Consider the following 24,367-nt stretch of genomic DNA (forward strand, 5'->3'; position numbering starts at 1 on the left):
TACGATTTTCTTAGATATAGACCTTTGTTTCTAGATTAAGCATACGTCCTAGTTCAATTAGATGTTCTGTCACATCACCATAAACTAGTGCAAAGTGAGGTTCATATCCTGCATGCATAAGTTCATAAAGTGTGTCTGATGCATTTGTCGCCAGTTCCACTTCTACAGACGTACCTGTAAAAGGCTGCTCTACATCTAAGGCATCTCCTTTCATCACTAGAAGGCGATACCCGTCAGGCGTATGACTTACCCTGAAGATCGTTACTTCTCCTGCTTTTAATCCAAAATCCATCGCAAAACCAATTTTTCTGTTAGGATGTACCCCTGCTGTTGCTCCGGTAGAAGGATTGGCAAGCGAATATGCTCCTGCACCGCAGTGCCAAAAAACAACTGAGTTTTTTTCTTCGTCTATGTGAACTAAATCCCCTAGGTAAGGTGCATTTCCGCCTGCTAACTCACGCAGGATAAACATGGAGATTGATCCGTGAATATCTGACTCACAGGATGTCACCATTCCGTCTTCCGTAAACTGAGATAGAGTTGAGCACGGAGCAGCTCCTAAATCATTAAAGAAATCTGGCCAACATCGCATAGCTAATGCATCTAACTTTTCACGTTGAATGTGCTTTTTAATATATGTGGAAAATTGAGCAAATTTAGTAACGGTTTCATCGTTTCGATTTAGACCAATCACCTGCTTTTCTGCCCGCTCAACTTCCCCTAGCCATTCGTGTTCTGGAAGCTTTACGCACTCTTTAAACGCTTCTTGTAAATCCATCTTATGAAGAGTTACGCCAAGTGCGCTTTTTAATTCATCTTCGTTAGCTTGTGAAAAGAAGAATCCCGGCGGATAATCTCCCACTACCCCAATTTTTAATTCATTTAATGCTTTTAACACGCGCATAACGTTAATTTGTCTTAATAGACGATCCTGCAACGCTTTCTCATCTGGATTTCCAAATACAAACGCAAACGGATGCTGATGATTACGCAGCACATTACTGGTGCTATTTCCGCCTGTTAGAGAGTTTAAACGTAAACGTCCCCCTACACTTGGCTCACGTACTGACCAAACAATTACAGGCTGTTTAAAATACTCCAATATCTTAACCATAAATTCACCGTCGGCAAACGTAACGCTTTGATATAAGACGGTATCAATCTTATCCCCTTTAATTGAATCAAGAAATCCCTGTAATTCTTCAACTGATGTTATAATTTGCTCCGGCGCGATAAGAGTACTGCAGTTGCCGTTCAGCCACTCCATACTTTTTTGACGATACATTTCAGCTGCTTCAATATCAAATGTTTTTCTACCTATAGGCACATATAAAACTGTTGTATTTTGCATATAGAGTTCCCCTTGTCGTAAAACTATTTGTTATAACCATTTTAAAATACATCATTACCTTTATCAATACTATTTCTCTGTTTGACTATATTTCTTATATAAATAGCTCTTAAATTAGATGTGAAGTAGTTTAGAAAACAACTCACTCCATATAGATTTTTTACGGTAAAATACAGGTGGATAACCTAATGGCGCTTGAACAGTAACCGATCCTCCTGTATACTCTTCACCGCTCCATACATGGACCCACTGATCTTGTGGTAAATATACTTCCCACTCTGTTTGGTTTTCTTGATGAACCGGCGCAACAAGTACATCTTCACCAAATAAATATTGATATTGAATATCATATGTTTTTTCGTCTTCTTCATAGTGCATAAACAAAGGTCGCTGAACAGGAATTCCACGTCGCGCATTTTCTTCTACAAGTGATCTAATATAAGGTGCCATCGTTACATAAACATTAGACATTCTTGCTAAATGCTCTAGTGTCTCCTCATCACCGTCAAACTGGAAACAATCATCCGGACGATTTCCTTCATGTGTTCTCATCATAGGCGTGAAGGCTCCCATTTCTGCCCATCTCATCAGCAGCTCTTTTGAACGTTTATTACCATGTAGACTTGTGTACCCGCCAATATCACTATGGTGTAAGCCACAGCCACTCATTCCTGATGATAAAGCTGCAGGAATAACGGAAGCTAAACCATCATCCAGCGACCAATCTACGCTTTGATCTCCGCCCCAAAGAAGCGTACAGTATTTTTGTATGCCCGTATATCCGGCACGCATAAAGTATACAATTTCACCAAGTTTTCCTGCTTCTGATACCGCTTCATAGTTCGCTTTTGCCCACATTGTCGGCCAAGCATTATGCATAATCTTAGCGTCGACTCCATTTTTGAGCACAACATCCGTTGGTAAGTATTCGCCAAAGTCGGCCATCCATCCGTCTAATCCAAAATCAATCATGTTCTCTTTAATAACTTGTTTATACCATTGGGTAGCCTCTTCGTTGGTAAAATCCACAACTCCGCAATAAAATTCACCGAAATCCACTAAATACGTATTTCCTTCCGTATTTAATGCTAAGTATCCTTTATCTTCAGCTTCCTTATATAAATCACCTTCAATGGCTACATATGGATTAATGTAACCTAGAAAACGAATATCATTTTCTTTCCACTCTGCAATTTTTTTATCTAACTCCGGGTATTCACTCTCGTTCCATTTCCAATTCCACATTAAGCGTTTGCCGAAAGAAGTAATACGTTTGCCCTGCCAATCTTGGCACCATACTCCAGATACCTTCATACCTTTCGCTAAAACTTTTTCTAATTTTTGTTCAACAACATCTGTACCACCTTGAATACCTAAAACCACGCCGTTATATACCCAGTCTGGTAGCTCGGGCTGTCTTCCGAATAAACCCGTAATTTTTTCAACTAATTCAAGGTACGTATCCGCCGTTTCAAACAGCATATATTCAGGTACTTCCCAAACCTGCAGTTCATGGAACGTCTCATTGCGAAAATCAAAGTCCGCGTATGCCGTTGTTTCTACGTGACAATAGTACTTTTTACTAGATACATATGTAGGCTGAGGAAAGTTGGTATTATAGTAATCTCCTCCAGCTCTATCAACTACATCAGCTTGCCATGTTACATATGTCTGTTTGTTTCTTCCTACGCCCGGCTCAGATGTCCATAAAGGAAAGTTTTTTCCTCTCATATTAAAATGAGAAAGTTGTTCTCCGCATCCATAGACTTTTTCCTGTTCATCTGCAGCTACTCGTAGCCAAAAGCGGTTAATGTTCGCATCGTGTTTTTGGTATTCTACTTTTAGACGATCCTCTTCTTCCTTAACTATAAGAGACAGCATAGTAGCTCCATTGTTAAAGCTGGAGAAATCAATTTTATAAGCCCCTTCTACTTCTTCAACATTCGCGTAGCGAAGAGCTGTACGTTCAGTCACATAATCTTTAATATCAAAGTTCCCTCGATACATTTCAATCGTTTCTTCTCCATAACCAACAAACAGCATTGGCTTTTGTATTGTATGCTGAAGCAGAACTACACCGTTAAGAGCAACTTCAAATCCATCTTGTAAGATCTCCACATTTACCCCTTTAGTTACGTTTAAGGTACCTGACATTTTTCTCTCTCCCATCAATTAATAGAGCTTAGTCTTTTGTCTAACATTCATGCGCTCTATTGATAAACTTTAATATTTTCTCCTTTTATACCTGGGTGTGCACCTTTATTGATTAATTGCTCTCTTTCAGGATGAGCAATTAACCATTTATTTTTCATAAACAATAACTCATCTTCTTTTGTTCTTTTTTGAATATTAGTTGATAACGGATCATTTGTTCCTTTAGGTAAAATGACGACTGTTTTAAACCCTTCGTTATTGACCTTACAAGGAGCAAAATGTAATGTCGTACCATACAATTCAACTGCTGCTCCCTCAGGTACGAAGAAAGCGATTACATCACTTGAATTAAAAAAGTTATTTTCAACTTCCTGTACCTTACCTAATAAAAGAACCATATCCGTTATAGCGATGTTAATTTCACTGCTTTTATGATACTCAAGACCATTCAAAGTTGAATTAGGACCATTACAATATCCAATTTGAATAGGCATCTCACCATAAAAAGCTTCTTGAAGCTGATCTTTAATAATGGTGTTTTCCATCTCCGTGACGGATGCTACGTATACATTCTGATCTTGAGGAATAGTTAAACTATCCATATATGTTTCTAGTTCACTGAAATCGTATTCATTAATTACCTTTCCATAAGGCTTAAATTTGCTGTCCTCTATATGATAAAAAGATACATGTTTATTTAAGTCTTTCATGTATTGAAAGCTGCTCAACGTTTTTTTCTCTCCTTTTGCTATATAAAAAGCCCCTCCAAGAAGATAATAAGATTCTAAGAGGCGCCTTTTATAAAATACATATGTTTATTTTAAGACAGGAGCTTCTGTGACTGTATTATCCCAAGCGTTGCGGAATTTGTTTAAACCATAGTCTGTGAACGCATGCTGGAAGCTTTCTTTATATACATCAAATCCGCAAGTCACAATATGCGCACCAGCTTTTGCCGCATCTACAATTTGTTTACCATTACGTAAAGCAGCAACAATGATTTCTGTGTTGTAATCGTAGTTTTTATAGATATTCACAATATCCTGAATGTATTGAGTTGTATCGTCCCCGCTATTTTCTTTCCAGCCGACAAATGGAGATACAAATTTAGCTCCAATTCTTGCAGGCTGAAGTGCTTGTGATGGCGAGAAGACAAGAGTGACGTTAGTAGAAATACCTTCTTTTTCAAATTCCTTTGCTGCAATTAAGCCAGGCTCTGTGCATGGAATTTTAATAACAAAGTTTGACGATAATTTAGCAATCTTTGTCCCTTCTTCTACCATATCTTTAGCATTATCTAAATGAGGATTGATTTCCACTGAAATCGGGAAATTTTCGACTCCTTTAAACTCACTTGCAAATTCATCTAAAACCGTTAAGAATGGTTTACCGCTGTTCATAATGTGGCGAGGGTTTGTTGTAACTCCATCAATTGCCCAGTTTTCATACGCGTAACGAATTTCCTCTAAAATTGCACTATCTAAAAAATACTTCATCTTTATACCTCCAGTTAAGTGACTATTACCCCTAAAAGATAATGACCTTTATATAATTTGTAATAACCTTTGTATTTATAATATGAAAACGCCACCAATATTTCAAGTACTTTTTGCTAGATTATTAAATTAATTTTGTATTTCGTCCATTTTACCTATCATCTTACATTGGTATTCTATTTTTACTTTTAGCAAGATCCGCTACGATTTTATTGTATTTTTCATCTGAAAGTTTATAAAAGAAAAACATGACAATAATCGTTGCAATGGCTAATGCACTTGGATAAATAAACATTAACCCTCTGATTCCCTCCAGCACATTTGCACTTTGCACCGCGTTTGGAACGTAACCCACAATTCCTAACACAACGCCAGGAATAAAGCCTGCAAGCGCTTGAGAAAGTTTACGGAAGAACGTAAAGAAAGAATACACAACACCTTCAGATCGATTTCCAGTCTTCCATTCGCCATACTCTACAGCATCAGAAACTAATGCCCAGTTTAAACTGTTTACAAATGAGCTTCCGAAGAAAGCAAAGCAAGCTAATGTAATAAAGATCACTGCGTTATCTGCAAAAACATAAGCTAAAATATCTCCTACAGCCCAAATCGCGCACCCTAATATGTACGTAGATTTCTTTCCAATTTTTTTAACCATGAAAGGAACCATTGCTACGCCGATAAATACACAGCCGATACTAAAAAAGCCCATATAAGGAACGATTGCTACATTTTTTAAAACGTACTGACAAAAATAGACTTGTACAGCAAGCTTGACGTTAAAAGCTGAAAAGGTAAACAAATTAACTAAACAAAGAATGAGTAAAGGCGTATTCTTAAAAAGCCCTTTATAGCTGTCAGTCAGCTTTACATTTGTATTTTGGGGTTTTTCATACACATATCTTTCTTTTACATTGGCATAACAATAGATTTGTAATAAAACGCCCAAAAATGCAAAAATAGATACAGCCACTAAATAACCAGTAGATTGATTGTTAAACATTAAGACAATCGGCATAAACCCTACAGTTGTAATAAGAAGACCTAAATTTGAGCCTGCTTGTCTAAATGATGCCATTTCTGCTCTTTCAACGGGATCTTTTGTCATCGCAGGTACCATTGATCCATAAGGAATATTTGAAATGCTATAAATTGTTCCAAATGCCATATACGTTACATATGCCCATATAATCTTTCCGGTTATTGAAAAATCAGGATTAGTAAAGCTGACTATCGTTATCAAAGCAAGCGGTATTGCAGCATAGAGAAAGAATGGTCTAAATTTGCCTTTAGGGCCTATCTTCTTACGGTTATCAATCCAAGTACCTACTGTAATATCAGCGAACGCATCCCATATTTTCGTAATTAAAAATACTAAACCTGCTGTTGCAGAAGGCAAGCCTAACGCGTCGGTATAAAACTTCAGCAAATAAATTTGACCCAAGTCTAACATAAAGTTATTTCCTACATCTCCCAATCCATAAGCAACCTTCTCTTTAAGTCTTAGTTTCTTAGGCGTATTAATTGAATGTTCTACATTTTGAACCAATGGCTGTTCCATAAGTTCTCCCCCTTTGATTAACACTTTTTAAGACTTCACATTAAAGATGCATCACATAGGAGATTACAATTTTGATACACTTCCAAACTTATAACCTCCTCTAAGTTGATACTAAAATCACCCCTCTTTCATAACATCACAATGTTTTAAAAAAAGTTACTACCTTTTTATTTATAATATGAAAACGCATACAAATTATCAAGTGTTTTTTTTATTTTATTTACAAAAGGCTGAATAATAATAACAATAAATCTATAGATGTCCCTTGAGGAATAAGGATTCTTTTTGGGTTGTGTGCCGCAAAGAATGGTTATGTACACTAGTTTTATATATGATATAAAGATCTTTCCAAAGAATAATTATGATAAAATAGGATGAAAAGGAATTTAAAAATTAAAAGAGGTAAAATCAATTTGGGAAGAAATTTTGTTATAACGTTATTCATTTGTGTATTAAGTATTCTACTGAAAATTATAATGCTTGTTCTAAATTTAAATGGCATTTACGTGCAAGGCACCAACTTTTCTCAGGACACTATTGACCTTATTATAAATACCGTAATCTTACTATCCGTTACCAAGATTATTATGTATAAACTAAAAGATAAAACGTTAAAAACCCTTACTGTTATATGTTCGACCTTTCTCATAGTAAGTAATTTTTGCTGGTGGCTGTTTATAGATAGTGATACTGCATACACTACTTTTTATTCTCCTAGCAGGAATGAAGCTTTTGTGGTTAAAGAAACGCGTCATAGTGAGGTCTATCAACTGTTGAAATTTAAATTATTATCAAAAAAACTTGTGGATATTCGTGGTGATGATGGTTACAGAATGTTTTACGAGAATAACTACAAATTAGAATGGATGAATCAGAACCAATTAAAAATCCACTATCTATTTGACCCAATAAGCCCTAATGATTATAAGAATGTAACTGTTACATACAAGGAATATTAAATATCTAGATATACTAACAGCCTTTAGATTTGCCAATCTAAAGGCTGTTTTGATTGTTGAAACAGGTATTACATTAGTTTCAACTTATTTTTTTACTTCTTCCAAAGTAGCTTTAATATCACATTATAAATCTTATTGTTTTAAAAAGAGTATTCCTAAAAATATCCTAATAAAAAATAAGTTTGATCGATAACACAAAAGAATTAGTCAGCATTACAGGAGTTCCTTTTGATAGCAATAGCACTCATGCACTCTATCGTATTCACGAATAATCTTTTCCTTTTCAGGCCCTGTATAATGGGCAATTGCCTGAACTGGCTGTAAATAGTGGACTGAGCTACTAAGGGCTTTTTTTATTTCCGTAGATGTTTCAAGGAATACATGTAAATAAGATGCCGTGGTTTTAAAATTGTTTTTTAAATACCATTTATTTACCCAGTGATCATCCCGAGTCCACGCTTCAAGATAAGTAATCCCTAGCTTTCTAACTTGATTTTCTGCTTCACAAAGCAGTTGATTGGCAATTCCCTTGCGACGAAAATCTGGATGAACAGCAAGATGCCAGATCATACCTCCAAGCCCGCTTTCTAAACCGGAACAAACCGTGCCTTTTTGAGATTCACATTCAACATCAATAAGTCCCACAATTTGCTTATTGTCTACAGCCACTAGCTCAACAGCTGAATTTTTATATTTCTCTTTCACTCTAAGAACGTTATCAAAATAAGCAGTGTCCAAGAACGATAATACTCTACACCGAAGCCATTCAGTTTCATCTGTTTCTTTATAATCTCTTATATACAAGAAAATCCTCCTAAACTTATTAATTGCTTAAGAAGACTTTTCTTTTTTCACTTATAAATTTCCTCGTTTATACCAAAAGTTTTTATTTAGTGGGATAAGAAGGTACTATTACGGATACTTTTTTAAACGTATATCTTTCCAATCCATATGTATTGTAACCTTAACTAATCAACGTTAAGGCGAGCTATTAAAATCGTTAATGCTAAAAAAGCTAAGTTTCTTAGTGCGATAAGTAAGAAACTTAGCTTTATCTTTTATTTAGATACTTTAACAACTGTACCATTTACATTGATTGCTTTGATTTTTGATAAATCTAACGGAGAAGAAGGTAAAAATTTAGCTTTAACGCTTTTATTATCACTAAAGTTTTGTAATGAGTCGAGTGATTGAATGCTTCCATTTTTCATTTTCACACTCACTTTTATGTTATCAGTATCTTTAAATTGGCCTTTTCCATATAGCGTTACACCTAGAGATGAAAGGGTCATTTTAGTTGCTTTCCAACTGCCAAAGTCTTCATTAAAGTTCAGGCTTTTTTCATTCCCTACAGAATGCAGTTTAAATGTAGTGCTCCAATCACCTTTTGTAAAATTACCGTTAGATACAAGGTGTCCCATCAGCTTTAACTTACTAAGATCTTCATTATTTACATCAAAAATATATTCTACATATTTATTTCCATAAACGATTTTCCCTGATTTATCTACTCCATAATGGACGCTAGAAGAAGCATTTATCTTCTTTCCAAAGGAATCAACTAAGTAAAAATCTCCGTGGCTATCGATATCGTCATCGGACCATTTTGTTTGAACGTGAAGTTGACCATCCACAATTCCAATGTTTGATACATGCATAAACTTTATTTTTGGTAGGGAAAGAGTGGTTTCGTTAGGTTTCAAGATTTCTATCTTTTCACCTTTTTCAAGTTTATCAAACATCTCTCCACCACCTCCAGACGTACTATCTGAGTTAATAGAAACTGTCGCTACTTCTTTATTTTTTAAATCTGCTAAGTGAGTGTCTACATAAATACCATCATGGTTATGCTTGTGCCTAAGGAAAGAGCTTATTTGGAAATTTATTTTTTTATTGTTTAAGCTTGTGCCTCCATTTGCTTGAACTCGTAACGTCGCTGTGTTTGTATCTTTATCGTAGTCAACAATTTGGCTATTAAACATATGCCCTTCAGTTAGTGTGTAATCATAAATGTCCAACGTTTGGTCTATGCGGTTACCGGTTAAATCTTGCATCGTAACATAAATAACAGCCATTTCATCATCATTTATGGCACCTATAACCTTCATTTTTATTCCTTTATCTTCACTAGTGGTCTCAATAGGCTGAAGAAACAAAGCAATGTCGGGACTAACAAGAGATAGTAAGTGGTTAAAACTTGGAAAGGCCGCTGCACTTACACCTGCAGAGCCTATAAGGAATAAAGCTGCGGCAACTGGAAACACAATTGCTTTTTTAAACGTTCTTCTTGGTTGCTCCAATTTAGCCTTTTCTACACCGAGTTTGGCTCTCATATGTAATTCTTTTGGAATTTCAATTTGTTCAAGTTCTTGTTTTAGTTTATTCTTCATAAATACCAACGCCTTTCACTTGTTTACGAAGTTTAGCTAAAGCACGATATAAAATAGATTTTGCCGTGCCCAAAGGAATGGTTAACGTCTCAGCTATTTCCCTAAAAGAATAGCCTTCGTAAAATCTTAAAATAACCACACTTTTTTCATCTTCATTTAATTCTTCTACTAGTTGGTGAAGGGACAATGTAAGGGGAATATCTTCAATGTCTGAACCGATGATTTCCTCATGTTCTGGATGTAATTGAACAACTTTGCTATTTTTTCTTAAATGATCGATTGCACACCTAATGGTAATCTTGATTAACCATGTCTTAAAGTATTCTGGCTTTTTTAATGTATCTATGTTTTTAAAAGAACGGTATGCTACTTCTTGCACTACATCAAGAGCATCGTCCTTATTTTTGACATATACATAAGCCATTCGATAAATATCTTGTTCATATGTCTGAAAAAGCTTCAAAAAAGCTTTATCATTACCTTTTTGAGCTTTCTTAACGATCCTAATAATTGAAATCCTTCCTCTCTTCTTTTTCCTTTTATACTTATTAGACAAAGTTACTTGGCATTTGGCTTAAAATTTTAATAAAAAAATGAACTAACGGTATAAAAAGACTCTAATTACCTTTTTTTAGTCAAGGTGTTTTTGACTAAGAGCATGGTAAAGATTGTAGAAAATATAAAAAGCTATCCCGCCATTGGTAAACGAGATAGCTTTCTAGTAGAAATGCATTTAATTTTCTTTGTTTATTGTTTTCATTCTTCCGTTTATTAAAGATAGTATAAGCTGTAGAATTCTTGTTGTAATGGTATACATTAATTATTTACTACTTACCTAAATCCCATTTAATAAGGTGGCCTGCGTGGGTAAGGCCTCCTCCAAATCCGTAGAGTAAGAGAACATCTCCATTTTTTAATTTCCCGTCGTTTATCCCTATTTGTAATGCTAGAGGAATGGAAACGGAAGAAGTGTTTCCCATGTACTCAACACTAGTTAATGTCTTCTCGACTGGAAACTCTGATCTTTCACATATAGATTCAATCATTCGTAAATTGGCACTGTGTGGAACGAACCAATTTACTTCTCTCTTTTGTAGATTTGCTTGTTCTAGCAATTCAGATATACCTAAAGGAATTGTTCGAGATGCCCACTTATATACTTCCCTTCCGTTTTGCACCATCTTGCCACTCGAACTCAAAGGTTGTCCATGCATAGTAGTAGATAAATTGGTGCGGTATACATGTTTACCTCCCTTTCCATTTGTACCGATATGCGTAGCAATAAAACTCGGGCGCTCTACATCACTTTCGACCAAAACAGCTGCAGCTCCATCCCCAAATAGGACACATGTAGTGCGATCTGTATAATCTGTAACCTTTGATAACGTTTCTGCAGTTACGATTAGGACTTTATGATGAAGTCCTGATGTAATAAAAGCGTTTGCCATGTGTAATCCGTATGTAAAACCAGCACAGGTAGCATTAAAGTCTAGGGCCCCTGTTGTAGGAATATCAAAGTAGTCTTGTATTTGAGCTGCTACGCTTGGAAATGCATAGTCCGGTGTCGTAGTTGAGACAATGATACATCCTACATCCTTTAACTCTTTCTGATACTGCTCCACTAAGTTTTCAATTGCTTTAACAGCTAGATCAGAAGAATATTCGTTTTCATCAGCAATTCTTCTTTCCTTCATGCCAGTTCGTTTCACGATCCATTCATTGTTTGTATCTACAATTCTTTCTAAATCGTCATTGGTAAGTCTTTTTTTCGGTACATATGTACCTATTGCTGTAATACGTGCAGTTGATTTCATTGTATTCACCCTTCTCTTATTTGTTACCAAGATATATAAATTGATATTAGTACTAGGTACTAATAAAGTCAATGATTTTATATGAAAAAATTGTAAATTAAATTCATTCAAGCTTAATAATAAAAATATAAACCTCCCCCGAATTATACCTGGAAGAGGTTTATATTTAGTAAGCTTATTAGAGGGTTAAGGTAATGACCATATGCATAAAATGCAAATTTTTTATTCATTCATTTTATTTTTTCTCTTGCATCAAACCTTTATAAATAAGGGATCTATAAAAAGCTGTATAAACGATAAACTCAAAAGGCGAACAAGCCCTTGAGTACCAAGGGTTTGTTTTTTGCATGAGTTCCGGAAACAGGTATTATGGTAACTACAAACTTACGAAGTATGACTCTTACTAAGCAAATTTTTTATTTATTGTTATATTGTTTTATAACTGTGACTATAACTGCCAGTAACAGAACAATTGCGCTATTTATAAGTAAATAGTATCCAACTTGTAAACCATAAAATATGGCAAAAGCGTCTCTAATGATCAACAGTGCTAATATACCGCCTATTGCCCCAAATAAAGCGGCCAGTATCAATATTGTAAAAGCAGCAGCGTATAGACTTTTCTTTTTTTTGTAGGAGATAAATCCAACGATATTTGAAATAATAAGAAAGAAGCCGATAAGTATTAAGAAAAAGGTAGCCATTTTCTTTAATTCTCCTCTACGGACTATTAATTGGTTAAAATTTCCAATACCTAATATCACTTTAACATAACATTCTATGTAAAAGTTTTGCTTCTTATAACAGGTTTGATATTCATCCAAAAGAAGATGACTTACATTTTAAGATCTTTCTTTATATTTTTCCTTATAGTTAAATTGGCTAAGCGTTTACGCGCTGATTCCATAGGACCCATGTTAAAATAACGAAGCCACAAAGTAGCAAATAGCATTTGAAACAAACAGATTAGTATCCAAACAAAAATGACGAAGAATGAACGTGGGTGTCCACCCCACCCAAGGCCCCATCCATAAAATAAAATGGAGCTTAAAACATTCTGTAACACGTAGCAACTTAAAGACATCTTCCCTACTTTCTCTAAAACGCTCCATAACGAAAAGGCCTGAAATTTTTCAATTAGAAAACTAATGGCTCCCATGTATCCAATCGACAAAATAGGGGCAAATACATACCTTACTGGAAAATCAAAGTATCCTCCAGGAACAAATAATAATAGGTTTAGAGGTAGCCCAACTAAAAGTCCTGTCTTCATCATCCTCTTTCTGATATTAATACCCTTGGAGTTATTGTCAAAAGCCCCTATTCTCACTAGTAAAACACCAATTAAAAACATACATATATTAAATGGAATGACGAAAATTGCTTCTGTGCGCAGCTCCCAAAAATGAAAAAGTCGATACTGAATTTGATTCATCCATGATCCATGTTGATAAAGGTTCATCACTTCTTTCGGCACAGCAACTAGCTCATCTCCTATTGAGTTAGTTAGCACACCTAAGAACACAAGTAATATAAAGAAAAGATGAATCGCTGCTGCACTAATCATTGTTATTCGTATCATCGTCTTCCGCATTTTTACGATAAATGAAACAATAATTGCTGTTACTGCATAAGACATTAAAATATCGTACTCTAAGACAAAAATAAAGTGCAAAAGCCCTTCCATTAATAAAATCAAAGACAGCCATATGTATCTTCCTGGCCACGTCTGATTTAACCGTTTTGATTGCTGATATTTCAGTTCTAAACCAACACCAAACATAATGGCTAAGAGGCCAAGTAATTTTCCGTTAATTAAGGATAGAAAAAGGATTCTTAAAAAATCATCTCCTGATAACCACCATTGATTATGGTTAAAAGTAAATATATAGTTTATATCTCCCAGATAGGCAAACAGCCAAATGTTTGTTCCCAATGTTCCCAGAATCGCTAGCCCTCTTAATATATCTAAAGAGCGAATTCGTTTTTTATTCTCCACTTCTCACGCCCCCACCCTTTACTTTCATTCTAATAACGTTCCGAATACATTTCCAAAAAGGATTGTTTATTTTCGTTACTCTCCTTCTTGATCTGTCATAGTTCAACTATATTAGATTACGTCGCGTCACCTTCAACCCTTATTTTTAAATGAATTATTTTTAGTACGATAAAGAAAGCGTGGATACGTTTTGAGAAGTGCAAAGACTGCCCGCTTTAATCCAAAAGATATACTGGCTTACGCAGAGTACTAATTACAAAAAAAAGAAACCCTAGTATTTTCAAGGTTTCTTTCTTTCTGACATTCCACTCTAAGCGACAATTGAAGATAAATTAAATAACGTGGTTGAATACATACTTTCTAAAAGCTGGCATCTAGCTTTTAGAAAGTTCGTTTATCTCCCTTTCAATAAGAGCTACTGAAAGCTCGAATGCTTGTATCCTTCTTTTAGCTAAGGTTATTTGAGATTTATATCTATCCGCATTTTCTTTAGCTTCAAACGTTTTTACTGTCTGTCTGAGTTTATGTAAAGTTGAATCAATTTGCCGTTTGGCTTCAACTAATTCAAGCACATCAAATTTCATTGGAGTCGCTCCTTTTTATCATTTTTATCGGTAAGATGTTTTCCTTTAAAAAGATGGTTTATCAGTAGAGGTACTGTTATCTATATTTTTTGCCCTGTATATGAAGAGCCACCCAAAAATGCTTATTATATTAAATACAGTGACCACAAACTTACTATTTAAGACTTCTACTAACAATATACCTGATAAAATAGTTTTTGTTTATCTATAGAAATTGAAAAGGTTCCTTTAAAAGCAGCAGATTTCTCTGAGGTATTGAAAGGTAACATTGATTTTTATTGAGATGCTCAGCTGTTTTAAACTAGCCTCTTCGCAAGGGTCACGCTAAATGAACCGTTCAAATTCTCTCACCGCAATAAAATTTGTCATACAAATTTCAATTTTCATCTTCACAACAAAAATAGTTTGTGATATACTTCACATGTAAGGATGTTCATAACGAACTAACAAACTCTTGAATGTAAAGTAGAAAAAGCTATTTCACTCCGATGCCAATACGATTGAAATAGCTTTTTTTATGTTCTTATTTCGAGAACCACACTATTTCTGCTGCTATGGCCTTCTATGAAGTTTATTAATCTTGTTAAAAAATCATCTAAGTAAACCTTTAATTGTTAAATTAAAGGTTTATTTCTATATATTGTGTTATACTCTTAAACATGTATTACGGTTGTAGAGGAGTTTTAAATTGAAACAGAAAGAGATTTTTTCGTGGATCAAATCCATCATTATTGCTTGTATCCTGGCTTTTGTGGTGAGAGAGTATATCTTTACGCCTATAGTAGTAGACGGCGAATCGATGATGCCTACTTTAAAAGATAGTGAACATATTATTCTTAATGAAGTGGGCAAAAATAACCCCGATAATATAAAAAGATTTGATATTATCGTTTTTCACGCTACAAAGGAAAAAGACTATATTAAAAGAGTAATTGGTTTACCGGGTGATCATATAGAATATCGCAATGACACGCTATATATAAACGGAAAAAAATATGAAGAGCCTTATTTGGATCAATACAAAAAAGAAATAGTAACAGGCCCGTTAACTGAGGATTTTACAGGCAACAAAACAGTTCCAGAAGGCCAATTATTTGTTATGGGAGATAATAGAATGTACAGCTTAGACAGCAGATCACCTCAAGTAGGAACAATCTCCGTAGACAAAATCGTAGGAAAAGCTAAATTAGCTTATTGGCCTTTAAAAGAATTTCAATGGATGAAGTAACATATTTAAAAGCTCCCTCACCAAAGGGAGCTTTTTCTATTAAAAACAAACTAAAAAGTAATAATATTTATCTATTTTCCCTCTATTATTGCTTCCCCACTATACTCAGTGCTGCAGCTGCTTTTGGCCACCCCACGTAAAAAGCCATATGAGTTATTAGTGCAATAATTTCTTTTTCAGTCACTCCATTCTTTTTTGCCAGCTGCAGATGAAAAGGCATTTGTTCAGTGTTGCCAATACTGATTAAAGCAGAAAGTGTACTCAAACTTCTTTCTTTTGGTGTTAAAGTTGGGTCTCCCCACACTTCCCCAAATAAGATATGTTCTCCATATTTCACAAAGTCAGGAGCAAGATCTCTCATGTCGTTCAGCAGCTTAGAATCAATACCGTTATTCATATTTATTGTGCCTCCTTTTGATTAACCATTTGTGCGATTCCTTGCCCAAATGACCAGTTTTCAAGGGTTGTTTCGTTTACTGTAATAAAGATATTGTTTGTAGAAAGGTCTAAGTCAGTGTGAAGTCCCTCTGCAATGGACTGATATAGCTTCTTTTTCTGCTCGATAGTTCTCCCCTGCCCACATGTAATGGAGATATAAATCATTGGATCCGTTCTTTTTTCTCCATTTTCTAAGAGGTACTGTGAGTCATAGAAAAAATGCTGAGATGGATACGGTAAAAACAGTTGAAAATAATCTTCTTTTGGGATGTGAAAATGTTGGATTAACGACTGATGAATATGATTGCTTACTTTTTTTAATTCCTTATTATTTAGTTGATGTTCTGGATAATAAACGTTCACAAATGGCATCTATCATCTTCCTTTCTATATTTAGTTTACTTCCAATATCTTCATTTGTATAATTGAAAATATATCGTATAAGTATCGTAAAATCCGATAGAGATGGGGTTAGAAAGTGGAAATTAAAGAATTAACGACGTTTAAAACAATTGTGGCAGAAGGAACGTTTTCACTTGCAGCACAAAAATTAAACTATGCCCAGTCTACCGTCACTGCTCATATTAAAAAGCTAGAAAAAGACCTTGGATTTCTTTTGTTTGAACGAGGCTGGGAAGCAACATTAACAAAGGAAGGTACGTTATTTGTAGAAGAAGTAGATAGCTTGTTGAAGCACTGGGAGTATTCCATATCTCAAGCGCAGCGTATAAGCAAAGAAGAAAAAGGAACGATCAAAATAGGCTTATCAGAATCGATTGCTCAAAAGCTGATGCCAGCTATATTAAGCTATTTACATGGTGAAAAACCGTACATACATTGCGATTTCACTATTGGAAACACGGCTCTTTTATCAGAACTACTACATCAAGATAAATTGGACTTTGCTGTTTGTGGAGAGAATACAAACCTTTCCGGCGTATCTTTCACCCAGCTTGATAAAGAACACATTCAATTTATTGTTAATACCCCTGATCACCCGTTATTAAAGCAAAAATCAGTTGAAATAGCCGATATTATTGGCTATCCCATTTTAATAGGAGAAAATAGCTGTTATTACTATCAATCCGTCAATCATTTTTTAGCAGAGAATAATTTAGCCTTTAAAACCGTTTACAGCTGTAGTGCCCTACACCTTATTCCAGAAATGATGTTTGGACATGCGGTGGGAATTATCCCTAGAGGAACTAGTTTGAAGCCAATTAATATCCCGTTTAAAGTACAAAGGTTTGACCCCGAAATGCCTATAGGGCTATTAATTTCTACTGAAAAAAGAACTTATTTGAGTCAGACAAAAAAGAGTATTATAGAGGTAATTAAATCTTCGTTTTTAAATTAATTAACCCTTTATTGATTTTCCAAGAGAGCTAAATCAATAAAATTTCATATATGAGCTTGTTGTAATAAGGATTTTTAAAAGCAAGGAGGAGTATATAAGTGCAAATAAAAAAACATGAAAGACAGTTATTTTATGCCGGATGTCAATTCGTAGATATAGAAAATCAAGAACATGAAAACGTCTTGCCTCTGCTTATTATGTATCCTACATACAAAGAAGAAAAAGTTGAAAAGATGGGACCTTACACGATAAGCGCTGCGCAAGATGCTCCGCTTTCAGATGGATTATTTCCTTTGGTCATTATTTCTCATGGAGATGGAAGCACGCCTCTTGCTTATCGAACCATTGCTCAATTTTTAGCACGTAATGGTTTTATTGTAGGGGTACCTCAGCATCCGTTTAATAATCGAGAAAATAATACGCTATCTGGAACAATAGACAATCTAAAAAATCGGCCTACTCATATACGTACTGTAATCGATTGGTTTTTAAAAGAAAATTCCTTTTCTCCATCCATTCATTCAAATAATATTTCTCTTATTGGCCATTCAATGGGAGGATATACGGCTCTTGCTGTAGCAGGTGGAGTTCCCACTTCTTTTCCTTCTGAATCTCCTGATCAAAAGCCTTATTGTTTATCTGTTGATCATGATAAGCGGGTTCAATCACTTATTCTTTTAGCGCCAGCCGCCGTATGGTTTAGAGAAAGAGGAGCGCTTCAAGACGTGAATATACCTATTTTAATGATTACAGGAGAAAAGGATACGATTACTCCTTCTTTTCACGGGGAATTTGTGTTAAATGGGGTTCCTGATGCGGAAAAAGTTCAGTATATCGTTGTAGAAAATGGAGGACATTTTTCATTTCTCAGTCCATTTCCGGACTTTATGAAATCTCCTACCTTCCTCCCTTCTCAGGATCCGGAAGGCTTTAATCGCAAAGAGTTTCATGAGGACCTGCAAAACACTATATTGGACTTTTTATTACATTCTTTTTAATAGATTAGTCACTTGTACCACCTTTTCTTTTGAAGCAATTATATCTAGGAAGAAAAGTTAAAAAACATAACACACACTCTTATTAATCTGTAATAATTAAGAAATAGATATATATAGAAAAAGTGCTGCTTATCGAATTAATATTTTTACTCTTTTACAAAATAAAAGGGGGATTTACAATATGGTTTTTAAAAAAAATCAGCTAACCGGACATGTATTTTTGGCTAAACTTATTACACAGTACGCAATGATTCATGAAAAAACGGTAGGCCCCGTAGCTGAAGAATATATTAAACAACTTGGTATTCGTACTGGAGATTGGATGGAAGGCTTTTATAGCGATAAGCATGAAAAGTGGACGGTAGAGAAATATGCAGAAGTTATAATTGACCTTAAAAATTCAATTGGAGGTCACTTTGAAATTGTTTCCGTTCATCCAGACCATGTGATTGTAAGCGCTACTCAATGTCCATTTGGTGACGTCGTACAGGATGCTCCTCATCTGTGCAAGATGACGTCTAGTGTGTTTGGAGGAATTGCAGCTCGTAAATTTGGCTATGGAAAAGTGAGCTTGCGCCAGCGTATTGCTCTTGGTCATCCAATGTGTGAAGTTGCTATATACTTTACAAAACACAGTGAAGAAAATGGAGATGTGTATGAAAATCTTCCTATTACGCCTTCTTATGGTAACCCTTTCAATTGGGAAGAGGAAACGATTCATATGCTTAATCAAGAACTTCGAAGAAGCGATGAAATGATTGAAACCCTTCTTGCGGAATTAGAAGAATTACGTAAATAGTATTTCATTACCACACTTAACTATTAAGACATTTTGTTCTAGTTAGAGAAGCAAAACAAGATGTAGAAAACAAAGAGCAGCCTTTAATTAAAGGTTTGCTCTTTGTTTTTACCACTCATTTCAATTATTATGGTAAACAGAAGAAAATAAAGTAAAAGTTATTATAGCTATTTAGGGATTTTATTTGTAACCTTATGCTTACGAATCAGATGCGTCACCCTAAAGAATCCTTGAAGCGGTCAGAATGCCTTTGTTAATTGCATGAACTGATAATGAATGGATTGACGATACTACTTCAAACTCTTGTCTATCATTTTTTATTTCTCAACTTTTTTGTAAGGCACTGCATGACTTTCTTGCTTGCGTATACTGGCCAAGATCATTATCAGTAACACTAAACCAATACCAACCATAATGGTAGTTTTTCCACCGAAATGAGCTAGCCCACTCAAGAATAGTCCCACTATACCGAAGTCTGAATCTGAAAATGTAGCATTTGATAGACCCAAATCTCCCAACACGGGTATTAATAGAATTGGCATGAAACTGATTAAAAGGCCGTTCACAAATGATCCTAAAATCGCACCGCGTACACCACCCATTGCATTTCCAAACACCCCTGCAGCTGCACCGGTAAAGAAGTGAGGTACTACACCTGGCAAAATAATGATTCCTCCTGATAAAACTAGTATTAACATACTAACAATGCCGCCTAAAAAACTTGAAAAGAAACCAATTAATACAGCGTTTGGTGCATAAGTATAGATGATTGGAACATCTAATGCTGGCTTTGAATTTGGCACAATTTTAGAAGATATCCCTTTAAATGCTGGTACAATTTCAGCTAATACCAATCGTACACCAGCTAAAATGACGAAAACGCCGGCAGAAAACATTCCTGCTTGAAGTACCGCAAATAAAATATAGTTTTTTCCGTCACTTAATTTTCCTTCGACATAACCAGGCCCCGCAAAAAGAGCGACAATAACGTAGAAAATCGCCATAGTTAATGCAATACTAACCGTACTGTCTCGTAAGAAGCCGAGCCCTTTTGGAAAGTTAATTTTTTCTGTTGATACAATCTCTTTCTTTCCCTTTACAGCCATCCCCACGAGACCACCAACTGCAAAACCAACTGCTCCAGAATGTCCTAGTGCCACATTATCATTACCTGTTAATTTACGGATAAAAGGCTGAACGAGGGCTGGAGAAAGCGTCATAAAAATTCCCACTGTTAAAGCACCAAAAAGAATTAATGAAAACGATGTAAAACCACTTACGGATAAAATGATGGCAATCATACATGACATGTACAAAGTGATATGTCCTGTCAGAAAAATATATTTAAATCGTGTAAAACGAGCAATCAGCAGGTTTACAATCATACCAAAAAACATAATTAATGCGGTCGAAGAACCATATTTACTCAGTGCAATCGCAACGATGGCTTCATTATTTGGAACGACACCGTTTACGTTAAATGCTGCTTTGAACATTTCTCCAAATGGAGCGAGTGCTTGCTGAAGAATCCCTGCACCTGCTGTAATAACCAGGAACCCAACAAACGTTTTTGTTGTTCCTTTTAGTGTATCTGAAAGATTTTTCTTTTGTGCAAGTAGACCTACTAGAGCAATTATGGCTACTAAAACTGAAGGTTCACTCAGAACGTTAACTAATACATTTAACACCTGATTCATCGCTATCACCTCTCAATTTCTTTACAGTAGATTTTTTTCTTGCAGAACCCCTGTTAATTTAGCGCGTAATTCTTCTAAATCAATAATATTATCCAAAATTACGACGTTTCCTAAGCTTGCCCCGCCCTCTGCAATATCTTTTGCAAGGAAGAACACGTCTGCATCCTCTGGTGTTGCAGAACCTAAATCAGAATGATTTACTTCTACGCCGCTTACTCCCATCTCATTCAACAATTGTTGAATATTCATTTCCACCATAAAACTTGTTCCTAATCCTGATCCGCATACTGTTAAAATTTTCATTATTCATCTTCTCCTTTTTTTCGCATCATAGCTATAATTTCAGCTGAAGTTTCAGCTTCTTTTAAACGCTTTAATGAGTCTTCATTTACTAAAAATGAGGTCAATTCTGACAGTGCTTTTAAATGTAATTTGTTATCAATGGCTGCTAGACAGATAAACAAGTCAATTGCATGTTCTTCTTGGTTCAGTAACAAAACTGGTTTCTTCATTCGTAAAAGGGACATACCAAGCTCTTGTACACCTTGTTCTGGCCGGGCATGAGGAATAGCAATTCCTTTCCCTATATGAATAAAAGCTCCCATTTCTAAAACTCTATCAATCATTGCTTGAGTATAGGCTGAGGTAATATAATGCTGTTCCTCCAAAGGTTTTGCTGCCAATTGGATTGCTTCTTCCCACTCTAGAGAATCGTCAGAGAATTGAATCTTATCCTCTGTTAAAAGTTCAGAAAGCATAGGGGCGTAACTCCTTTCACGTGTATGGCTTTGTCTTAAATGTTTCGTTAAATCTTCATAAAGCGCTTTTTCATTTTTAATAGTTGCATATTTTCGTATGGTCGCCATTAACTTATCCATTGGGATAGTTGATTGAACCGGCAAATTGAAATCGGCTGCCACGGCCTGCTGCAAATAGTTTTCCTCTAGCGCTGTTAATAATGGACGTGTTAAATAAACAGGCTTGGATGATTCCAAATAAATAGTTGAAAAAATCATATCGTAACTGTCTGGTGACAGTTTTTCGATTTCTGCAGCCGAATATGATTCTGTAAAATGCAATTTTGGAAACAGTTGTCGTAATTGCGTTCGTAGCATCATAGAGGAACTAATCCCGTTTGGGCAAACGATTGTGGCTCTATACACTTTAGGTTTAGCCTCCAGTTTTCGAACATGCCCACCGAATAAAATCGTAAAATACCCTATCTCTTCATCTGAAATACATTTTCCCGTATATTCAGAAAGCGGCTTCAACGCCTGTTTAACAAATTCAAAGAGTACACCGTGCTCTGTTTTAATTGTGTCAATCAACGGATTTGATAATGGCACTTCACAGATGATTCTAAAATAGGCTGGTACCAAATGTTTATATAAGAGCGATTTTAAAATATGCCTTTCCTTAAATGGTACTAATATTAAGCGCTCTACTTCTGAAATAATAGTACTCGATACAAGGTCAAGCTTTTCATCAATATGGAGCTCGTCTATATTCTGCATAGCAGATAACAATTGAACCGTTAGATAGATAACCTCTGCTTCAGCCACTTCATCAAATAAATAAGCTGATAGCTCTTCCCCCATTTTTAGTAAGGGCTGTTCTTTCATTAATTTAATTTGCTTGATTGGTAGAATCAGTTTATGATGCCCAGACCTGCACTGTAGAAATAAGAGTTCATAAACTAGCTGATCTAGCCGGTTACTAACAAAGTCAATCCGATATTTTTTAGCTAAATCATTTACGTTCTCTCTAATTGCTGAACCCGTATTTTCATAATTCCAACTATTAAGAACCTGCTTCATCCCTGAAATGCCCATTGGCAATTGCAAAAGTGTTCCAATACAAATAGTTGCAAATCGACGCTTAAGCCTCTCTTCTCCCTCTAGATGAAAGCCATCTGTCCGGTTATAAGATAACTGAATGCCTTCTTTCTCACAATACGAACGAAGCTTTTTAATATCCGCTAGTGCTGTATTCCTGCTTACCTGCAGAAAAGACTGATAATGTATATTTGCTATCGGCTCTTTTCTTATATACGTGTATAAATAAATTAAGTATATCCGCTCAGTCTCTTGAAAAACTGACTGCTGACGGTTAAGCGATGTTCCTTCTAGTTTCCAATAATTTTTAATTCTTTCATCAACCTTAAATTCTATATCAATCACTTGAATTTTCGGTAAATCTAAATTGCTTAATGCATTGTTCAACTTATCAAGCGTATAGGCAAATTGTCGAGGTGATAAATTTATTTGAAGTCTCAACTCCGGAATTGATAACTTCGGGTAATTAATCATCTGCTCAAGCAGCTGCAATGATTTATGATCAAACATCTTATTATCCTCCTCATGTTTATTATAAAATAGAAGTGTTAGCGATTACATAACTGTTCAATCCAATCTTTGTTGTCATTTTAGAATAGCTGTTGGACTGAAGGTTATATTTCCCATTTAAAAGTTTAACATAAGCTCTCGCACCACAGAATGGCAAACGTTTATTATTTGATTTTTATCTTTTAAAGCTATAGTAAAGCAATTTAAATGGCCTCCCTTACTATAGTACGCTTTTCTATCGGCGTAAAAACCAAAAAAGAAGCAACCCTTCGGCAACTTCTTCCTGTTTTTCCTATTTATACATCAGATTGCCATCTACAAAACAATCACTTACATTCAGTCTCTTAAAAACGACAGCAGCGCTTCGTTAAATTCATGTGCATGCGTTGCATTTAAGCCGTGTGGACCGCCTTTTATTAAGGCTAATTTGGAACCAGAAATAGCTTCATGCGTTCGCTTTCCGCTATATTCAAATAGAACGATCTCGTCTGCATCACCGTGAATAATAAGAGTCGGTATTGTAAACTTAGCTAAATCGGCTCTGAAATCCGTTTTGCTGAAAGCAGCTATACAGTCTAATGTTCCTTTAGGCGATGCAGCTGCTGCAATATCCCGGTTGTACAGTCGAAATGGTTCGCTGACTAAGCCATTTCCGGCTTCAGCTCCAAAAAATGTTTTTGTAAAATCATCAAGAAAAGCTAAGCGATCATTTTTTACACCGTTTTCAAATTCTTGGATTCCTGCATCATCCAATGCTCCTTCAGGATGATCCTCTGACTTGTAAAGAAATGGTGGTACGGCTCCTGCAAATACGGCTTTTTCTACTCTATCTGTGCCGTACGTTCCTACATAACGGGCTACTTCTCCGCCACCCATTGAAAATCCAACTAGTGTCACATTTTTTAAATCCAAATGTTCTAGCAGCTGATGTAAATCAGCAGCGAATGTATCATAATCGTAGCCGTCCCATGGCTGAGAAGACTTGCCGAATCCTCGGCGGTCATACGTGATGACTCTGTGTCCAGCCTCAATAAGAGCCGGAACTTGATATTCCCAAGAACGTCCGCTTAGTGGCCAGCCGTGAATTAAGACAACCGGCTTTCCTGTGCCATGATCCTCGTAGTATAGTTCAATAGGTGCTTGATTTTCTGTTCCTACCGTAATCTTTGCCATTTCGCTACCTCCATTATATAGTCA

General features: G+C 35.6%; 22 protein-coding genes. 4 read left to right on the forward strand and 18 right to left on the reverse strand.

Annotated features, from left to right (window positions below; all coding sequences use genetic code 11):
* Positions 1–10: 10 nt before the first annotated feature.
* The 12 genes from sftI to ACMX9J_RS09220 all read right to left on the reverse strand — a co-directional run bounded on the left by sftI (position 11) and on the right by ACMX9J_RS09220 (position 14,308).
* Entirely contained in the window at positions 11–1,351 is a 1,341-nt protein-coding gene (gene sftI / locus ACMX9J_RS09165) for a sulfoquinovose isomerase (protein WP_416225704.1), read from the reverse strand.
* Positions 1,352–1,465: 114 nt separating this feature from the next.
* Positions 1,466–3,505: an alpha-glucosidase gene (locus ACMX9J_RS09170; protein WP_416225705.1), complete on the reverse strand. Its 2,040-nt coding sequence runs from the start codon at positions 3,503–3,505 to the stop codon at positions 1,466–1,468.
* A 56-nt stretch (positions 3,506–3,561) separates the two neighbouring features.
* The gene (locus ACMX9J_RS09175) at positions 3,562–4,233 is read right to left on the reverse strand and encodes a DUF4867 family protein (RefSeq protein WP_251439553.1); all 672 of its coding nucleotides are present in this window, start codon (positions 4,231–4,233) and stop codon (positions 3,562–3,564) included.
* 87 nt (positions 4,234–4,320) lie between these two features.
* Positions 4,321–5,001 (reverse strand): transaldolase family protein, encoded by a 681-nt coding sequence (locus ACMX9J_RS09180; RefSeq protein WP_016766295.1) that lies wholly within the window; start codon positions 4,999–5,001, stop codon positions 4,321–4,323.
* A 163-nt stretch (positions 5,002–5,164) separates the two neighbouring features.
* Positions 5,165–6,562, reverse strand: a complete 1,398-nt coding sequence (locus ACMX9J_RS09185; protein WP_209367445.1) for an MFS transporter — start codon at positions 6,560–6,562, stop codon at positions 5,165–5,167.
* Positions 6,563–7,734: 1,172 nt separating this feature from the next.
* Positions 7,735–8,331 carry a GNAT family N-acetyltransferase gene (locus ACMX9J_RS09190; protein ID WP_176344716.1) on the reverse strand — a complete coding sequence of 199 codons (597 nt, stop codon included), beginning with the start codon at positions 8,329–8,331 and terminating at the stop codon, positions 7,735–7,737.
* 248 nt (positions 8,332–8,579) lie between these two features.
* Positions 8,580–9,911 carry a DUF4179 domain-containing protein gene (locus ACMX9J_RS09195; RefSeq protein WP_176343594.1) on the reverse strand — a complete coding sequence of 444 codons (1,332 nt, stop codon included), beginning with the start codon at positions 9,909–9,911 and terminating at the stop codon, positions 8,580–8,582.
* Positions 9,901–10,467 carry an RNA polymerase sigma factor gene (locus ACMX9J_RS09200; protein ID WP_217916001.1) on the reverse strand — a complete coding sequence of 189 codons (567 nt, stop codon included), beginning with the start codon at positions 10,465–10,467 and terminating at the stop codon, positions 9,901–9,903. Before ACMX9J_RS09200 ends, ACMX9J_RS09195 begins: the two co-directional genes overlap by 11 nt.
* A gap of 271 nt (positions 10,468–10,738) precedes the next feature.
* Positions 10,739–11,725 carry a beta-ketoacyl-ACP synthase 3 gene (locus ACMX9J_RS09205; RefSeq protein WP_176343593.1) on the reverse strand — a complete coding sequence of 329 codons (987 nt, stop codon included), beginning with the start codon at positions 11,723–11,725 and terminating at the stop codon, positions 10,739–10,741.
* Positions 11,726–12,141: 416 nt separating this feature from the next.
* On the reverse strand, positions 12,142–12,429 hold the full coding sequence (locus ACMX9J_RS09210) for a 3-isopropylmalate dehydrogenase (RefSeq protein ID WP_176343592.1): 288 nt from the start codon (positions 12,427–12,429) through the stop codon (positions 12,142–12,144).
* 131 nt (positions 12,430–12,560) lie between these two features.
* Positions 12,561–13,724 carry a DUF418 domain-containing protein gene (locus ACMX9J_RS09215; RefSeq protein WP_176343591.1) on the reverse strand — a complete coding sequence of 388 codons (1,164 nt, stop codon included), beginning with the start codon at positions 13,722–13,724 and terminating at the stop codon, positions 12,561–12,563.
* Positions 13,725–14,098: 374 nt separating this feature from the next.
* Positions 14,099–14,308: a hypothetical protein gene (locus tag ACMX9J_RS09220; protein WP_034267334.1), complete on the reverse strand. Its 210-nt coding sequence runs from the start codon at positions 14,306–14,308 to the stop codon at positions 14,099–14,101.
* 688 nt (positions 14,309–14,996) lie between these two features.
* Between ACMX9J_RS09220 and lepB the strand changes: the two genes are divergently transcribed.
* Positions 14,997–15,536: a signal peptidase I gene (gene lepB / locus ACMX9J_RS09225; protein ID WP_176343590.1), complete on the forward strand. Its 540-nt coding sequence runs from the start codon at positions 14,997–14,999 to the stop codon at positions 15,534–15,536.
* Between the two features lie 85 nt (positions 15,537–15,621).
* On the opposite strand, the gene ACMX9J_RS09230 is transcribed toward lepB, so the two are convergent.
* Together ACMX9J_RS09230 and ACMX9J_RS09235 are read right to left on the reverse strand one after the other, a co-directional pair.
* Positions 15,622–15,933: a carboxymuconolactone decarboxylase family protein gene (locus tag ACMX9J_RS09230; RefSeq protein WP_047750148.1), complete on the reverse strand. Its 312-nt coding sequence runs from the start codon at positions 15,931–15,933 to the stop codon at positions 15,622–15,624.
* A 2-nt stretch (positions 15,934–15,935) separates the two neighbouring features.
* Entirely contained in the window at positions 15,936–16,346 is a 411-nt protein-coding gene (locus tag ACMX9J_RS09235; protein ID WP_034267341.1) for a tautomerase family protein, read from the reverse strand.
* Between the two features lie 106 nt (positions 16,347–16,452).
* Between ACMX9J_RS09235 and ACMX9J_RS09240 the strand changes: the two genes are divergently transcribed.
* From ACMX9J_RS09240 to ACMX9J_RS09250, 3 genes are all read left to right on the forward strand, one after another.
* Positions 16,453–17,331: a LysR substrate-binding domain-containing protein gene (locus ACMX9J_RS09240; RefSeq protein ID WP_416225706.1), complete on the forward strand. Its 879-nt coding sequence runs from the start codon at positions 16,453–16,455 to the stop codon at positions 17,329–17,331.
* Between the two features lie 98 nt (positions 17,332–17,429).
* Positions 17,430–18,329, forward strand: coding sequence for an alpha/beta hydrolase family protein (locus ACMX9J_RS09245; protein ID WP_047750145.1), 900 nt, complete (start codon positions 17,430–17,432; stop codon positions 18,327–18,329).
* A 181-nt stretch (positions 18,330–18,510) separates the two neighbouring features.
* A complete protein-coding gene (locus ACMX9J_RS09250) occupies positions 18,511–19,128 on the forward strand; it encodes a methanogen output domain 1-containing protein (protein WP_416225707.1) in 618 nt (205 codons plus the stop codon).
* 317 nt (positions 19,129–19,445) lie between these two features.
* On the opposite strand, the gene ACMX9J_RS09255 is transcribed toward ACMX9J_RS09250, so the two are convergent.
* From ACMX9J_RS09255 to ACMX9J_RS09270, 4 genes are all read right to left on the reverse strand, one after another.
* Positions 19,446–20,825: a PTS ascorbate transporter subunit IIC gene (locus tag ACMX9J_RS09255; RefSeq protein ID WP_028414843.1), complete on the reverse strand. Its 1,380-nt coding sequence runs from the start codon at positions 20,823–20,825 to the stop codon at positions 19,446–19,448.
* Between the two features lie 21 nt (positions 20,826–20,846).
* A complete protein-coding gene (locus ACMX9J_RS09260) occupies positions 20,847–21,128 on the reverse strand; it encodes a PTS sugar transporter subunit IIB (protein ID WP_028414844.1) in 282 nt (93 codons plus the stop codon).
* Positions 21,128–23,170: a PTS sugar transporter subunit IIA gene (locus tag ACMX9J_RS09265; RefSeq protein WP_047750142.1), complete on the reverse strand. Its 2,043-nt coding sequence runs from the start codon at positions 23,168–23,170 to the stop codon at positions 21,128–21,130. The genes ACMX9J_RS09260 and ACMX9J_RS09265 overlap by 1 nt, the downstream gene beginning before the upstream one ends.
* Positions 23,171–23,506: 336 nt before the next feature.
* Positions 23,507–24,343: an alpha/beta fold hydrolase gene (locus ACMX9J_RS09270; RefSeq protein ID WP_416225708.1), complete on the reverse strand. Its 837-nt coding sequence runs from the start codon at positions 24,341–24,343 to the stop codon at positions 23,507–23,509.
* Between the last annotated feature and the right edge of the window lie 24 nt (positions 24,344–24,367).

This window comes from Priestia sp. RMT2NF4 (assembly GCF_047872835.1).
Lineage (GTDB): Bacteria > Bacillota > Bacilli > Bacillales > Bacillaceae_H > Priestia > Priestia zanthoxyli.